11 protein-coding genes are annotated in these 14,668 nt (G+C 67.3%); 3 read left to right on the forward strand and 8 right to left on the reverse strand.

All coding sequences use genetic code 11. The annotated features are described in order from the left end of the window. From ftsW to mraZ, 8 genes are all read right to left on the reverse strand, one after another. Positions 1–1,242 carry a putative lipid II flippase FtsW gene (ftsW, locus tag EU513_RS01520; protein ID WP_129624073.1) on the reverse strand — a complete coding sequence of 414 codons (1,242 nt, stop codon included), beginning with the start codon at positions 1,240–1,242 and terminating at the stop codon, positions 1–3. A gap of 3 nt (positions 1,243–1,245) precedes the next feature. Continuing rightward, complete coding sequence (murD, locus tag EU513_RS01525) at positions 1,246–2,751, reverse strand: UDP-N-acetylmuramoyl-L-alanine--D-glutamate ligase (RefSeq protein ID WP_129624074.1); 1,506 nt, start codon at positions 2,749–2,751, stop codon at positions 1,246–1,248. After that, on the reverse strand, positions 2,748–3,824 hold the full coding sequence (gene mraY, locus EU513_RS01530; RefSeq protein WP_129624075.1) for a phospho-N-acetylmuramoyl-pentapeptide-transferase: 1,077 nt from the start codon (positions 3,822–3,824) through the stop codon (positions 2,748–2,750). Before mraY ends, murD begins: the two co-directional genes overlap by 4 nt. After that, a complete protein-coding gene (gene murF / locus EU513_RS01535) occupies positions 3,821–5,215 on the reverse strand; it encodes a UDP-N-acetylmuramoyl-tripeptide--D-alanyl-D-alanine ligase (RefSeq protein ID WP_129624076.1) in 1,395 nt (464 codons plus the stop codon). The genes mraY and murF overlap by 4 nt, the downstream gene beginning before the upstream one ends. Next, positions 5,212–6,978 carry a penicillin-binding protein 2 gene (locus tag EU513_RS01540; protein WP_240795871.1) on the reverse strand — a complete coding sequence of 589 codons (1,767 nt, stop codon included), beginning with the start codon at positions 6,976–6,978 and terminating at the stop codon, positions 5,212–5,214. The genes murF and EU513_RS01540 overlap by 4 nt, the downstream gene beginning before the upstream one ends. 331 nt (positions 6,979–7,309) lie before the next feature. Next, complete coding sequence (locus EU513_RS01545; RefSeq protein WP_129624077.1) at positions 7,310–8,047, reverse strand: hypothetical protein; 738 nt, start codon at positions 8,045–8,047, stop codon at positions 7,310–7,312. Then, positions 8,044–9,036 (reverse strand): 16S rRNA (cytosine(1402)-N(4))-methyltransferase RsmH, encoded by a 993-nt coding sequence (gene rsmH / locus EU513_RS01550; protein WP_129624078.1) that lies wholly within the window; start codon positions 9,034–9,036, stop codon positions 8,044–8,046. Before rsmH ends, EU513_RS01545 begins: the two co-directional genes overlap by 4 nt. Before the next feature lie 180 nt (positions 9,037–9,216). Beyond that, positions 9,217–9,651: a division/cell wall cluster transcriptional repressor MraZ gene (gene mraZ / locus EU513_RS01555; RefSeq protein ID WP_129624159.1), complete on the reverse strand. Its 435-nt coding sequence runs from the start codon at positions 9,649–9,651 to the stop codon at positions 9,217–9,219. A gap of 386 nt (positions 9,652–10,037) precedes the next feature. On the opposite strand from mraZ, the gene EU513_RS01560 reads away from it, so the two are divergent. Genes EU513_RS01560 through EU513_RS01570 form a run of 3 tightly spaced genes read left to right on the forward strand, consistent with a single transcriptional unit; the run spans position 10,038 to position 14,599 of the window. After that, positions 10,038–11,066, forward strand: a complete 1,029-nt coding sequence (locus EU513_RS01560) for a MoxR family ATPase (protein ID WP_129624079.1) — start codon at positions 10,038–10,040, stop codon at positions 11,064–11,066. Between the two features lie 39 nt (positions 11,067–11,105). After that, the gene (locus EU513_RS01565; protein ID WP_129624080.1) at positions 11,106–12,341 is read left to right on the forward strand and encodes a DUF58 domain-containing protein; all 1,236 of its coding nucleotides are present in this window, start codon (positions 11,106–11,108) and stop codon (positions 12,339–12,341) included. Continuing rightward, the gene (locus EU513_RS01570) at positions 12,338–14,599 is read left to right on the forward strand and encodes a DUF3488 and transglutaminase-like domain-containing protein (RefSeq protein ID WP_129624081.1); all 2,262 of its coding nucleotides are present in this window, start codon (positions 12,338–12,340) and stop codon (positions 14,597–14,599) included. Before EU513_RS01565 ends, EU513_RS01570 begins: the two co-directional genes overlap by 4 nt. Positions 14,600–14,668: the final 69 nt, after the last annotated feature.

The following is a 14,668-nucleotide window of genomic DNA, read 5'->3' on the forward strand; positions in this document are numbered from 1 at the left end:
TCATCTTCCGCGTCGACCGGTGGGCAGGATCGCCCGGGTGCGGCCTACCAGCTTCGGACGTTGGGCGAGTGCCGCCTTGCATTCGGGTTCGTTGCGAGCGAACGACATGACCATGCCGAGCGCGAACAGACTGGTGACCAACTGGGAGCCACCGGATGAAACCAGCGGCAACGGCACACCGATGACCGGCAGCAGTCCCAGCACGGAGGCCATGTTGATCGTTGCCTGCACCAGGATCCACGCCATCACGCCGGTGGTCGCCAAGCGGACGAAGAAGTCTTTGCTGGTTGAGATCAGGCGGTAGCAGGCGTAACCGATGGCCAGGTAGAGGCACAGCACGGTCAACGTGCCGGGCAGGCCGAGTTCCTCGCCGAGGATGGCGAAGATGAAGTCGTTGTGGGCCTCGGCCATCCAACCCCACTTCTCTCGGCTGGCACCCAGGCCAACTCCCCACCAGCCACCGTCGGCGAGGGCGTACTTGCCGTGCACCGGCTGCCAGCAGCCGTCCTGGAGGGCACCCTCGGAGCAGCCGCCGAGCCAGGTGCTGATCCGGCCCATACGGTTGCCGGAGGTCCACACCAACACGGTGGCCGTCGCAGCGGCGACGGCGAGGCTGATGCCGAAGATCCGCAGTTTGATTCCGGCGACGAAGAGCACCGAACCGAGGATCGCCGCCAGCACCAAGGTCGTGCCGAGGTCGTGACCACCCATCACCAGTGCCATGAAGCCCAGGCCGCACGGGAAGATCAACGGGATCACCACGTGCTTGAACTCCGCCAGCCGCTTGCGCTTCATCGTCAGTACGCCTGCGGCCAACAGCACCAGAGAGATCTTGCCGAACTCCGACGGCTGCATCCGGAAACCGGCGACCTCGATCCAGTTGGTATTGCCCATGACGCTGACACCCAACGGGCTGAACACCAGGAGTTGCAGCGCCATGGCGAGCAGGAAGGTCGGCCAGCCCAGGTGCCGCCAGACCTTCATCGGCATCCGCGCCGCCACCACGGCGCCGATCACACCGATCACCGCGAACATCGCCTGGCTCTTGAAGACGGTGAACGAGGAGCCGGACTGTTGATAGGAGGTGACGCTCGAGGCGGACAGCACCATGATCAGACCGAGCACGGTCAGTCCGCTGGTCGCGCCGAGCAGCAGGTAGTACGGGGCCGTCGGCGACTCCATCCGCTGCAGCGTGGCACGCAGGTCGACGCGCCCGGTGCCAGCCGGTGAGTGAGCGGTCATCGCTCAGTCGGTGTTCGCCAGCGTGCGTGCAGCGGCGGCGAAGGCTTCGCCGCGGGCACCGTACGAGGCGAACATGTCGAGCGACGCCGCAGCCGGCGAGAGCAGGACGACGTCGCCCGGGTGTGCCAGGTCGGCAGCACGGCGCACAGCTTCGTCCATGACCTCAGTCTCGGTGCGATCGAGCACGACCACCGGAACATCCGGTGCGTGTCGCCTGATTGCCTGCGCGATCAGTTCCCGGTCGGCGCCGATGAGCACGGCAGCGCGCAGCCGAGAGGCGTTGTCGGCCACAAGGGCATCGACATCGGCTCCCTTGAGCTGACCACCGGCGACCCACACGATCGAATCGAAGGCACGCATCGCGGCCTCGGCGGCAGGCGGGTTGGTGGCCTTGGAGTCGTCGACGAAGCGCACGTCACCACGGGTCAGGACGTTCGCCATCCGGTGTGGCTGCGGCTGATAGGCGCGTAGTCCGTCACGCACCGCCAGCGGTCGAACGCCATACGCACGCGCCAGGGCGGCTGCGGCGAGAGCGTCCGAGACATAGTGCGGCGCCGGCGGGTTGCCCTCGCGTCCGAGGTCCTTGCGCTGACACAGTTCGGCGGCCTGGTGGGCTCGGTCCTCGACGAACGCGCGGTCAGCGAGCACATCGTCCACGACCCCCAGCATCGAGGGGTGCGGCGTCTTGAGGGTGAATCCGACGGCGCGGCAACCCTCCACGACATCGGCGTCCTCCACGAGCTTCTCGGTGGTGGGGTCGTCGACGTTGTAGACGCACGCGACCTGGGTGCGGTCGAAGATGCGGCCTTTCTGCCTGCGGTACTCCTCGAAGGACCCGTGCCAGTCGATGTGGTCGGGAGCGACATTGAGCAGACAGGATGCATACGGGGAGATGCTGCGCGACCAATGCAACTGGAAGGTCGACAGTTCGACGGCGAGCACCTCGTAGGGTTGCGGGTGCAGAACTGCTTCGAGGATCGGCAGCCCGACATTGCCGGCCGCGGTGGCCCGTAGACCGGCGGAGCGCAGGATCTGTTCGAGCATGGTCACCGCGGTGGTCTTGCCGTTGGTACCGGTGATCGTCAGCCATGGCGCCGCACCCTGTCGCGGTCGCATCCGCCAGGCGAGTTCGACCTCCCCCCAGACGGGGACGCCGCCCGCTGCGGCGGACCGCATGAACGGGTGATCCGGTCGGACGCCGGGCGAGGTGACGATCAGGTCGGTGCCTGCCGGTACCTGTTGCTGATGCTCGTTTCCCCAGCGGATCTCGGCACCGAGGATCTCCAGGATCTTGGCGCGCTCCTGCACGGTCCCGGACTCGTCGGTCGACAGGACCGTGACCTTCGCACCGCGTTCCAGCAGCGCATCGGCGGCGGCGTAACCCGACAGGCCGAGGCCCATCACGACGATGTCAAGGCCGGACCAATCGGCGTCGCGATGCGTGAGGTCACGCTCGCCCCCGCGGGGTTCGTACGAAGGGTCGACCGGCCAGAGCTGGTCGGCGGTCATCCGGCAACCCATTCGGCGTAGAACAGTCCGAGTCCGAGTGCCACGCAGAGCCCGGCGATGATCCAGAACCGGATCACGACCGTGACCTCGTTCCACCCGACCATCTCGAAGTGGTGATGCAACGGCGCCATCCGGAACACGCGTTTGCCGCGAGACTTGAACGACCCGACCTGGATGATCACCGACAGGGTCTCCAGCACGAACAGCCCGGCGAGAATCACGACGAGCAGTTCGGTGCGGGTCATGATCGCCAGACCGGCCAGCGCCCCGCCGAGCGCGAGCGAGCCGGTGTCGCCCATGAAGATCTTCGCGGGGGTGGCGTTCCACCACAGGAATCCGAAGCAGGCACCCATCACGCAGGCCGCCACCAGGGCGAGGTCGTGCGGGTCGCGGACGTCGTAACACTTGTTGCTGCCGATCGTTTCGCAGTTCTGGTTGAACTGCCAGATCGAGATGAGCACGTAGGCGGCGAACACCATGACGCTTGCGCCGGTGAGCAGTCCGTCGAGACCGTCGGTCAGGTTGGTGCCGTTGGAGGTGCCCGCGATGATGAGGTTCGCCCAGAGCACGAACAGCACCATGCCGACGCCGGTGCCGGCGAACGCCAGGTCGAACCAGGTGTCGCGCACGAAGGACACCTTGTAACTGGCCGGAGTACGTCCGCCGGTGTCGGGGAAGTTGAGGGCCAACAGCGCGAAGGAGACGCCGACGAAGGTCTGCGCGACCAGCTTCTGCCAGGCCCGCAACCCGAGTGAACGCTGGTTGCTTATCTTGATCCAGTCATCGGCGAACCCGACCGCGCCGAGGCCGACGATCAGGTAGATCACCAGCAGTCCGGAGACGGACGGCGCCGTCCACAACACCAGATGCGCCAGGAAGTACCCGAGCACACAACCGACGATGATGACGGCGCCACCCATCGTGGGCGTGCCGCGCTTGGTGTGGTGCGTCGTGGGGCCGTCGTCACGGATGAACTGTCCGTAGCCCTTACGGACGAGGAACTTGATGAACGCCGGAGTGCCGACCAGGCCGGTGGCGAGTGCGATCAACGCACCGATCAAGATGGCCTTCACGCCCTGGCACCCTTTCCGTCCGTGTCCACGAGCCGATCGCCAAGGTAGCGCAGTCCGGAGTCACGGCTTGATTTCAGCAGGGCGATGTCGCCCGGCTTCAACGTACCGGTGAGCAACCGGAACGCGGCGTCGACGTCGTCGACGTGTTTGCACTCCACCCCTGCGGCCTGCGCGGCGCTGCCGATCGCGTCCGCGCCGGCACCGACGGTGATCAGCAGGTCGACGCCGAACTCGGCCGCCTTGCGTCCCACGCCGGCGTGTTCTTCGGCCGATGATTCGCCGAGTTCGAGCATTTGACCCAGCACCGCGACCTTGCGACCGCAGGCCGTCATCGTGGCCAGCGCGCGCAGGGCCGCAGCCATCGAGTCGGGATTGGCGTTGTAGGCGTCGTTGACGATCGTGACGCCGTTGCCGAGTTCATGCACTTCCATCCGCCAGCGGCTGACCGCGGCGGCGTTCTCGAACACGGACACGATGTGGTCGGCGTCCACACCCAGATGGCGGGCGGCCGCGTAGACCGCGAGTGAGTTGCCGACGTGGTGAACCCCGAACAGTCCCAACCGGATTCGACGCGGCTCACCGTCGCCGACGAGTGTGTACGAGGCACGCGACTTGTCGTCGAGTTCGATGTCGACGGCACGCAGGTCGGCGTCCTCACCAGTACCGACCAGCAGGACCGGGGCCATGCTGCGGCTCTTCATCGCCGCGACGCGCGGGTCGTCGGCGTTCAGGACGGCCAGACCGTCTGCAGGGAGCGCCTCGACGAGCTCACCCTTGGTCTGCGCGATCGCCTCCACCGATCCGAACTCCCCCACGTGGGCGCGTCCGACATTGAGCACGATGCCGACCTGCGGCGGTGCGATCCGGGTGAGGTAGGCGATGTGCCCCACACCGTCGGCGCCCATCTCCGCGACGAGGTAGCGGGTACCCGTGCTGACGCGGCACACGGTGAGCGGCACCCCCATCTCGGAGTTGAACGAACCCTCGGGGACCACCGACTCCGCCAGCGGTGACAGCACTTGACCGAGAAGGTCCTTGGTGGACGTCTTGCCCGAGCTGCCGGTGATGCCGACGATCCGCAGGTCATCGGCACGGTCGACGACGGCTCGTGCGAGGACGCCGAACGCGGTCTGCACGTCGTCGACGACGACCGTCGGCATGCCCTCGACCGCCCGACTGCCCAGTGTCGCGACCGCGCCCGATTCGGCTGCCGCAGAAGCGAAGTCGTGGCCATCGGCGAACTCACCGACCCGTGCGACGTACAGGCTTCCCGGTTCGGCCAGACGTGAGTCGGAGATCACCGCGCCATCGACCCGGACATCGCCTGCGTCTGCCGGCTCCAACCGTCCGCCGACCGCGTCGGCGATCTGGCGCAGGGTCATTGTGATCATTGCTTCTCGCTCTTCGGTGGGACGTACTTCAGGTCGTACAGGGTCGGCTTGCTACTGCTGGGTGGAACGTGACCGTGACGCAGCGCGGCCTGCATCAACTGGGAGAACACCGGGGCGGCGATCTCACCGCCGTAGATGCTCACCGCCTGCGGACGCTGCAGGGTCACCGACACGATGTACTGCGGCTTCTCCGCCGGCGCGAACCCGATGAACGAGGCCGTGTAACCGGCGTAGCGGCGGGTCTTCTCGTCGTACCGCTCCGCGGTACCGGTCTTGCCCGCGACGTTGTACCCCGGAACCGCCGCCTTCGGTGCGGTGCCCCCCTCGCCGACGACGGACTGCAGCATCCGGCTGACTTCACCGGCGACCTTCGGCGACACGACCTGAACAGCGACCCGGTCGTCCTGCGCAGCGGTGTAGCCACCGGATCCGTCGCCGACACCCTTCACCAGCTTGAGCGGCTCGCGGACGCCGCCGTTCGCGATCGTCTGGAACACCGAGACCTGCTGCATGGAGTTACCGCTGACGCCCTGACCGAACATCACGGTGTACCGCGTGGGACCCTTCAACTTGTCGACCGGCGGAACATACCCGGAACTCTCTCCGGGGAATCGGACTCCGGTCGGAACGCCGAGACCGAACTTGTTCATGTAGCCCCGCAGCACCTGCGGCGACAACTTCTCCCCGACCTGGATCGTGCCGGTGTTGGAGGAGTCGGCAAGGATCCCTGCCGTCGTGTACTTCTCTGTGGGGTGCGGATGGGAGTCCTTGAACTTCTGGTCGGCACGCTCCAACTGGTAGGGCACGGTGAACACCGACTGCGGGGTCACCTTGCCTTCTTCGAGCGCAGCAGCCATCGTGATCACCTTGCTGGTCGAACCCGGCTCGTAGGCGTCGGCGAAGGGGCGCGACAGCAGTGAACCCTTGGCCGAGGCGATCTGGTTGTTGTCGAAGCTGGGATAACTGGCGGCCGCGACGATGTTGCCCTTGACGTCGGTCACGACAGCCTCACCCGACAGCGACTTGGTGCTCTTCACCTGTGCGGCGATGAGGTTCTGCGCCGTCCACTGCAAGTCGTTGTTGATCGTGAGTTGCACCGGCTTGCCGTCGACGGCAGGCGTGTCGGAATTGTCGGCGGTCGCGATCACGGTGCCGTCGGCCGCGCGTTCGTACACATGCGTGCCCGGCTTGCCGTTGAGTCGGCGGTTCTGCATCGCCTCGATGCCACCGCCGGGGCTGCCGTCGGCTCCCACCCACCCGATGAGCGGCGCGACCGATGTGCCCTGCGGGTACTCGCGCTTGACCGTTCGTTCGCTGAAGATGCCGGGGATGCGCAGATCGCTGACCTGCGTCCACTGCTGCGGCGAGACGTCCTTGACCAGGTACAGGAAACGCCGATTCTGCGTCTCGGCACGCTGCAAGGAGGAGCTGAGGGCTGCGGGATCGGCACCGACGATCGCCGCGATCGCCTCCGCGGCGCCCTTGAGTCCCATCTTCGTCTTCTTCACGCTGCCGTCAGGCTGCCGGTCACGCTTGACCCAGGTCGAAGCGGCCAACGGGTCGGCGGTGATGTTGCGTCGTTCGACAGACCTGGCCAGCGTGATGCCGTCGGCATCCACCACCTCGCCGCGCATGGCGGGAATCGTCACCCGATTGGCGCGTTCGGAGAAAGCCTGCTGCGACACCGAGGCTGCGTCGAGACCCTGAACCCGCAGCAACTGAGCGGCGAACACGGTGAAGATCATCGCGAACGCGACCAGCAACGCGCGAGCGCGACGACGCGGGTGTCCCAGACCGAGCTGGACCGGAAGACGCGGCCTGGAGCGGCCGGAGCCACCGGTCTGCGGACGGGGAGCGGCGCTCGATCCGGTGCGCGGACGAGCGGTGGAACCACTGCTGCGACGACCGGCGCGTGCGGCCGCCAGGTCGATCGTGGGCGAGGGACGTGAGGAGTTCCCGGAAGTCCTGCCCGCCGGTCGCGGCGGCCGGGTCGGGCGACCTGCCGTGCGCGGGTTCGAGGACCTGCGCGTGGACGATGACGTGCTGGATGACGTGCTGGATCGCGAACCCGGTCGACGGGACTGCGTCACTGGCTCACCTCGCGGACGTCGGCGTGGGCGACGTCGTCTTCTCGTTCTTCTGGGGGGCGGGCTTGGTGGCCGTGCCACCCGTGGACTTCGGGCTGTTCTGCGGCTTGGTGCTGGGCTTGGTGCTGGGCTTGGTGCTGGGCTTGGTGCTAGGTGTCGCGGTCGCCTTGTCCGACGGTTTGGTCGAAGCTGCGGGCGGCGCCGGCTTCTTTGCCTCCGGCGCTGCCTTGGGCTTCGGCTTCTCCACCAGTCCTGCCTTGCCCGCCGAGTTCACGGCGAGTTCGGCGATCGGGGTGGCCGGTGTCCTGGGCAACGTGCTCACGGTAAACGGGGCGGTCGCAGCGCTGCCTTCCGCCACGCCGACGAGTCGGTGATCGGAGGCGCGCACGTACCGAATCTTCCCGGCCGGCACCATCCCGAACTCCTGCGCCTTGAGCGCGACCTGCTGCGGAGCACGGGCGTAGGTGAGTTGTGTGCCCAGTTCCTGGTCCTTGGCCGACAGCCGGGACGAGGCATTCTGCAGGTCACCGATCGTGTACTGCTGCTGGGCTCGTGCAGTGTTGAGCAGGAGCACGGTGAGCAGGCCGCCGACCAGCAGCGTCGCGCAGAGGATGACGAAACCGACTCCCCCCTCGCTCGTGTGCGTCGCCGGCTGGACGAGCTTGAGCCGCGCACGGGTGGCGGTCGGGTTGGCTCCCCGCGGGGCGCGGCGGACCGTCAACGGGCGGGCGGTGGCCTGGCTCATCGCTTGGTTCCCTTCGTGGCACGGATTCGTTCAGCTACGCGCAGACGGGCGGACGCCGCGCGCGGGTTCGTGTTCACCTCGGCGTCGCCGGGTTGCTCGGCGCCACGGGTGAGGAGTTTCAGGTAGGGCTTGTGTTCGGGCAGTTCGACCGGCAGACCGGCGGGGGCGGTCGAACGCGCGCCGGCCTGCAGTTCGTGCTTGGTGATGCGGTCCTCGAGCGAGTGGTAGGACAGCACCGCGATGCGTCCCCCGATCGCGAGCGCATCGATCGCCGCAGGCAAGGCGGCCTGCCAGCTGAGCAGTTCGGCGTTCACCTCGATGCGCAGTGCCTGGAAGGTCCGCTTCCCGGGGTGCCCGCCGGTGCGTTGCGAGGCCGCCGGGATGGCGTCCCGCAGCACCTGCATGAGTTCGTCGGAGGTGCGGATCGGCGACTGCTCACGGCGCCGCACGATCGCCTTGGCGACCTTGCCGGCGAACCGTTCCTCGCCGTACTCCCGCAGGATGCGCCGAAGGTCGCCCTCGTCGTACTCGGCGATGACATCGGCGGCGGTCATCCCCTGGGTCTGATCCATCCGCATGTCCAAGGCGGCGTCCCGGCTGTAGGAGAAACCGCGCTCGGTCTCATCGAGCTGCAGGGAACTGACACCCAGGTCGAACAAGGCCGCGTCAACGCGATGGACGTCGAGTTCGGCCAGTTCCTCGATCGCGTCGTCGTAGCGAGCATGCACCGGAATGAACCGGTCCCCGAACTGTGCCAACCGCTCCCCCGCCAGACGCAGCGCTTCCGTGTCGCGGTCGACGCCGTACGCGACCGCGTCCGGACAGGCCTTGAGGATCGCCTCGGTGTGACCACCCATGCCGAGCGTTCCGTCGAGGTACACCGGACGCAGACCTGACTCTCCTGTGACCAGTGCCGGACGCAGCAGCTCGATGATGCGGTCGCGCATGACCGGAACGTGGCGGTCGGCCACTGTCCGGTTGTCGCTCATCGCTTCGCCTTTCGCTCGTCTGCGGTGTGTTGTCGGTGGTGGGCGGTGAATCTTGTGGTGGCGATTCCTGCGGGTTGCCGTTTTCTGATCTCCGGTCCCCAGCCGCTGCATGTCGTCGGCACCGGGGAAGTGATGTCGACGCGCACGCGTCAGCGGATGGAGGCCACAGGTCAGAAGAGGTCAGAACAGACCGCCAGGAATCACCTCCTGTGCCTGGTCGGCGAACTCGTCCTCGGTGCTGGCCAGCAGTTCGTTCCACGCCTCGGTGGCCCACAACTCGACCCGGTTGCCGGCGCCGATCACCGTGCACTCCTTGGTGAGACCGGCGTATTCCCGCAGGATCGCGGGGATCGTGACGCGCCCCTGCTTGTCGGGGATCTCGTCCGAGGCGGCCGACAGCAGCACACGCTGGAAATTGCGGGCCGCCTTGTTGGTGACCGGGGTGCGGCTCATTTCTGCGGCGAGCTTTTCGAAGTCGGCCATCGCGAAGACGTACAGGCAGCGCTCCTGACCACGGGTGATGACCAGCCCGGAAGCGAGCTTCTCGCGGAACTTGGCGGGCAGGAACATGCGGCCCTTGTCATCCAGTCGGGGCTGATGGGTACCGAGAAACAAGGTCATCCTCACCGCCCCTTCCCGCCCGATCGATTCCGCAGTGCTCCTGTTTGCTCCACTTTACTCCACCAGACCCCACCTGTCGCCCTCAAAGAGATCGAATTCGGACTCTTTTCGAGTGTTTTCCCAGGTCAGAGCCACTGGTGCGTGGTGGAGGGATTCTCGGCCATCTCTTCGATCAATCCACGCGACAACGGGCGAAAAATGGGACAGCTGCACGTTGAACCACCGGAAACCCGGGTGATCGTCGGGTCGGGTGAAGCGTGGTTGCGTTCTTCAGCGCCGGACCCGACGGGACGGTGGAGCAAAGTGGAGGATGAGTGAGCCGAGCAAGTCGTGGCCAACCGGTGATGGGATCCGGGGCCGTGGTCGGGCAGGATCTACCCATGCAGGATGCGTCGCAACTCGCCAGAACCGAGGACGATCACCGGATCCGAGGCGAGAGCGACCCTGATCCGCAGCTGTCACTGGACGAGGTGCACGACCTCGCCGCACGCATTCACGAGGCGGTGTCCTCGGTCATCGAGGGTAAGTCGGACGCCGTGCGCACCGCGATCATCGTGCTGCTCGCCGAAGGTCACCTGTTGATCGAGGATGTACCGGGCGTCGGCAAGACGATGCTCGCCAAGACGCTCGCCCGGTCGATCGACGGCACGATGCGACGGATCCAGTTCACGCCGGACCTGCTGCCCAGTGACATCACCGGCGTCAGTGTCTTCAACCAGGATGCCCGCACGTTCGAATTTCGTCCGGGAGCGGTGTTCGCCAACCTCGTGGTCGGCGACGAGATCAACCGGGCCTCGCCCAAGACCCAGTCCGCGCTCCTGGAGTGCATGGAAGAGGCACAGGTCACCGTCGACGGCACGACCTACGAGTTGTCGCGCCCGTTCATGGTGATGGCCACCCAGAACCCGATCGAGATGGAGGGCACCTACCCGTTGCCCGAAGCGCAGCGCGACCGGTTCATGGCCCGTATCTCGATGGGGTACCCGACCGCCGCCGCCGAACTGGCCATGCTCGACTCGCACGGTGCGGGCAGTCCGCTGGCGCGGCTGCGCCCGGTCACAGATGCGACGTCCGTCGCGGCAGCGATCGCCCGCGTCGCCCAGGTCTACGCGAGCCCCGCCCTGCGCCAGTACGTCGTCGACATCGTGACAGCCACCCGCTCGACCTCCGCGCTTCGCCTCGGCGCCTCGCCGCGTGCCGCTCTCGGTCTGCTGCGTGCGGCGCGGGCCAACGCTGCACTCGATCGCCGCGACCACGTCATCCCCGAGGATGTCCAACGGGTCGCCCTCCCGGTTCTGGCACACCGGGTGATCCTGAGCGCCGACCAGCAGCACCTGCGGCATGGTGCAGGCGAGGTGCTGGAGCAACTCCTGCAGCGGGTGCCGGTGCCCGCGGCTTCCGCCCGCTGAATCGCGCGTTCGGCATCCTGAGTACAAGGTGAGCACCAGATGAAGAAGGCACGACTGACCACCCGCGGCCGGTCGTTCCTGTCTGCGGGGCTCACCCTCCTGGTCGGCGGCGTCGTGCTGGGTTTCCTGGATGTCGTGCGTCTGGGTGGCCTTCTGCTCGCCCTGGTCGTTGCGACCTGGTGGTTGTCGCGGCGGCGGGACCGCCGCGTCGAGGTGGCCCGGCAACTACAGCCTGATGTCGTCACCGCCGGATCCCGATGTGCGATCACCCTCACCTTCACCAACACCGACCGACGCCGGTCCCGCTACGGCCTGGCTCAGGAGACCCTCGACTACACCCTCGGTGATTCACCCCGATTCGTCCTGCCCGGCATGGGAGCCGGCGAATCCCGGGTGGTGGAGTACACCGTTCAACCACGGGTCCGCGGTGAGCACGACGTGGGTCCTGTGCACGTCAGCATCCGCGACCCGTTCGGAATGACCGAACGACACGTCACCGTCCAGGCGGTCGACCGGCTGCTGGTGCTCCCCCGCATCGTGGCGCTCGGTGCCAGCCATCCGCCCGGCGCCGGTTCGGGGCAGGAAGGAACGACCCCCGCGATGATCGCGCTGCACGGCGAGGAGGACGTCAGTCTGCGCAACTACCAGGACGGCGACGATCTGCGTAAGGTGCACTGGCCCGCCACGGCGCACCGCGGAGAACTGATGGTCCGGCAGCTCGACCGCCCGGCGAGGCGGTCCTGCGTCCTGCTGCTCGACTCGCGTTCCAGCGCGCACGCCGGACACGGCGAGCATTCATCCTTCGAGTGGGCGGTCAGCGCGCTGGCCTCCATCGCGGCCCGAATGCACGAACTCGGTTATCTGGTGCACCTGGTGAGCAAGGAGACGGTTGCTGCGGGAGCACACCTGAGCGATCTGCCACCGACGGTGGTCCAACTGTGGCTGGCACGTGCCGCCCTCGGCGGCGACGACACGAACTTCGCCTCGGTCCTCAAGGGCGCTCACGATGTGGCAGGCACCGGAGCTGTCGTGGTCTCTGCCGTCGCCGACGACCTCGCCGGACTGCTGAACGATCTGGGATCGCTGCGTCAGCCGGGCGCGTCCGCCCTCGCCCTTCGCCTCGACACCGCGTCCTTCGGCGGTCCTTCGCCGCAGCGGACGGTCGGCCTCGCCGACTACGGCTGGCGCGTCGTCGATGTATCCGCCGACATGACGATCGAGCAGGCGTGGAACACCATCACCAGGCGTTCGCTGGTACGGGTGGGTGCGTTGTGAGGTTCCGTCAAGCCCCACTGACGCTGCTGGCCGGCGTCACCGCACTGATCGCGGCGTGGCCGATCACGACCCTCGTCCGCGGCAGCGACTGGGTCTGGGATGCCGTGCTCGTTGTCGCACTGGCGCTCGGGTGCGCGGTCCTTGCTCGCGCGGTGCACATCCCGGAGTTCGCGGTGGTCTGGGTGCAGTTCGTGGTGGTCGCGGGAGCGTTGTGGTTCCTGTATGTCCGAGGTTCCGGCGAGCCCACCGTCGACACGGTCAGGGCCCTGATCACCGAGGCAGACGGCACCATCCGCAAGTATGCGGCTCCCGCGCCGGAAACCGAGGGGCTGCGGTTCGCGATCGTCGGTCTGATCGCGATGCTGGCCGTGCTCACCGATGTCCTTGCCGTCGGTCTGGCTGCCCCGGCTGTTGCAGGCCTGCCGATCATGAGCATCTACCTGATCAGTGCGGCGAACACGACGGACGGCCTCGCGCCGCATTACTTCCTCGCCGCGGCGACGGGCTGGCTGTTGATGGTGGGCCTGACTGCCCGAGGAAACGTCCAGCGCTGGTCCAACACGACGGCCCGCGCCACTGCTCCCACTCTGCTCGGCGATCGGCTGGGACTGGGCGGCTTCGCGTCGGTCGCGCGGACGGTGGGTTTGCTGGCGTTGATCGGCGCACTGGTGGTGCCGCACGTACTGCCGTCGACCGACCAGCGTTACCTCGGCGAAGGACTCGGCCGGCGCACCGGCGGCACCGGCTCGGTCGGACTGTCGAACACCCTCGACGTCAGTCGGAGTCTGGTGAGCAACGACCGCACACCGGTGATCACCTACAGCACTCAGGACCCGACGCCCGGACCCCTGCGGGTGTTCACCTCATCGGCCTACAACGACGGGCAGTGGAGCCAGACGGACCCGGCAGATCAGCAAGGCGGCTCGGACAACGCGCGGATCCAACCGGCCGGACTGCGACCCGATGCGGGCTACGTCGAGCAGTCGATCCGGGTCGAGTCCAGCACTCTCACCGCAGGCCTGCTCGCGACCCCGACCCCGACGCTCAGCGTCGACCTCGGGGGTGCCTCCTGGCAGTACGACCCCACGACATCGGTCATCAGCCCGCAACGCAGCGTGTCGCAGTACTCGGTGAAATATGCACTGCTCGGACCGTCGGCTCGTCCGACCTCCAGGTCCACCCCGGAGGGGTTCGAGCGCGACCTGGCCATCGATCCCCGAGCGCTGCCGGAGCTGCGGCGCACGCTGTCACGCATCGAGGGCGGTGACAACCCGTTCGAGCGAGCGGTCGCTATCCAGGACTACCTGCGCTCCGGCGGCGGTTTCACCTACTCCCTCACGCTGGCCCCGACCCGGCGCACGGTGAACGACCAGACCGCCGACCCGATCACCAACTTCCTGCTCACCAAGCAGGGCTATTGCGTCCAGTTCGCCACCGCGATGATCATGCTCGCTCGACTGGAGCAGATTCCTGCACGGATGGCCATCGGATTCCTCGGCGGCAGCCCCTCGCTGAGTGCCGACCAGTACACCGTCATCCAGTCCGACGCTCACGCCTGGCCCGAGTTGTACTTCCCCGGTCTGGGCTGGACGCGGTTCGAGCCGACTCCGGGCAGCCGCGCCGCAAGCGTTCCCGACTACGCCGTGCCGCAGACCAGCGGGCCGAGCCGTACCGAGCGGCCGGAGCAGACGACACCGACCACCTCGGCCGACGCGTCCACCGCTCCCGCCCAGACGTCGTCCGCCACCGACAGCGGCGGCGGCACCGGCTCGGACACTCCGTCCTGGTTCGGCACCGCTTTCAAGTACCTCGGTTGGCTGGTGCTCGTAGCGCTGTTCCTCGGTCTGCTGGGTTCGTTCCTGCCGATGGCCGCTCGACGAGAAGCCGAAAGACGGCGACGCACCGACGACCTGCGTGAACAGGTGGAGGCCGACTGGCTCACCTTCCGCGACGACCTGGACGACCTCGGCGTCCCCCACCCACCCGATGTCTCACCCCGTGCCCAACTTCAGCACTACCGGCGAGCAGGTGCCCTGGGCAGCGAGTCCTCGCAGGCCCTCGACCGTGCCACGCGCACCTTGGAGAAGGCCCGATACGGACGTGCGGACGACGATCTGGACGTCCGCACCGACACCGCCGCCGTCATCGAGGCCGTCCGCCGCAACGCAGGCTTCCGCCACAAGTTGGTCCACCGATTCGCTCCGCGCACCGGACGCCGGTGGTTCCTGCGCAAGGTGATGCCCTGGCGCAAGGACTGACGTCAGCGGCGCCCCACACACGCACGCAGAAAGGGCCCCGTCGCCGGGGCCCTTTCCTGTTGTTCGAAC

The organism is Yimella sp. RIT 621, from assembly GCF_004146205.1.
Lineage (GTDB): Bacteria > Actinomycetota > Actinomycetes > Actinomycetales > Dermatophilaceae > Yimella > Yimella lutea.